This window comes from Vibrio cincinnatiensis, assembly GCF_022113815.1.
GTDB lineage: Bacteria > Pseudomonadota > Gammaproteobacteria > Enterobacterales > Vibrionaceae > Vibrio > Vibrio cincinnatiensis_A.
This window is the reverse complement of record NZ_SGOM01000062.1, coordinates 1-916: the sequence shown is the minus strand read 5'-3', so window position 1 is coordinate 916 and position 916 is coordinate 1. Positions and strand designations below refer to the sequence as shown.

The following is a 916-nucleotide window of genomic DNA, read 5'->3' as shown; positions in this document are numbered from 1 at the left end:
GGCGTTAGTTGAATAAGGAAATTCAGTGGATATATTCGGATTATTTTCGGAATCATTTGCTCAAGTTTGGTATTTAATACCCTTATTATTCGTCATCTCGCTTTTTAAGAGTCGCTGGTTTAAAGGTGTATTTGGAGAATTTCTGGTAAACAAACTACTGTCCCAGTTGCCGACATCAGATTATACGCTGGTAAAAGACGTCACATTGCCAACTGAAGATGGTACAACCCAAATCGATCATATAGTTGTATCTAAGTTTGGTGTTTTCGTAATCGAAACTAAGAATATGAAAGGTTGGATTTTTGGTTCAAAAGAGCAAAAGCAGTGGACTCAGAAAATCTATCGTCACACCTCTAAGTTTCAGAATCCTCTTCATCAAAATTATAAGCATGTTAAAACGCTGGAATTATTGCTAAACATAGACTCATCAAAAACACACTCAGTAATTGTGTTCATTGGCGACAGTACGTTCAAAACAGATATGCCTGAAAACGTCACTTATGCACGAGGCTGTTTAAACTACATCAAGCAGTTCGATCAACCGGTCTTTTCGGATGCAGAGTACATTCATCTCATTGATGCGATTAACAACGTCAAACTTGATAGAGGTGTTGTAACAAACTTTAAGCATCGAAAGCATGTTAAAGAGCTGGCCGCATCAAAAGAGTTCGTAAAGCAATGTTCGCGTTGTGGTTCAGAAATGGTTCTACGTGAAACTAAGCGCGGTGAGAATAAGGGAAAACAGTTTTGGGGGTGCTCTGGATTCCCCAAGTGTAAAACTGTAGAAAAATTCAACTAACAAACGCTTCAAGAGGGACAGCCAACGCGCGGTATTTTTACTATGCGTTGGTTTCGGTGATTACGGTGTTATGCGGAAAGTTGGTAGTAGCGTTGGCTGCCCCTTAAGCGGGCGTTA

At 39.8% G+C, this 916-nt stretch carries 1 protein-coding gene; it reads left to right on the top strand.

Annotation, left to right across the window (positions count from 1 at the left end; all coding sequences use genetic code 11):
* Window positions 1-25: 25 nt before the first annotated feature.
* Window positions 26-799 (top strand): nuclease-related domain-containing protein, encoded by a 774-nt coding sequence (locus tag EXA13_RS16575; protein WP_238134092.1) that lies wholly within the window; start codon window positions 26-28, stop codon window positions 797-799.
* The last annotated feature ends 117 nt before the right edge of the window (window positions 800-916 follow it).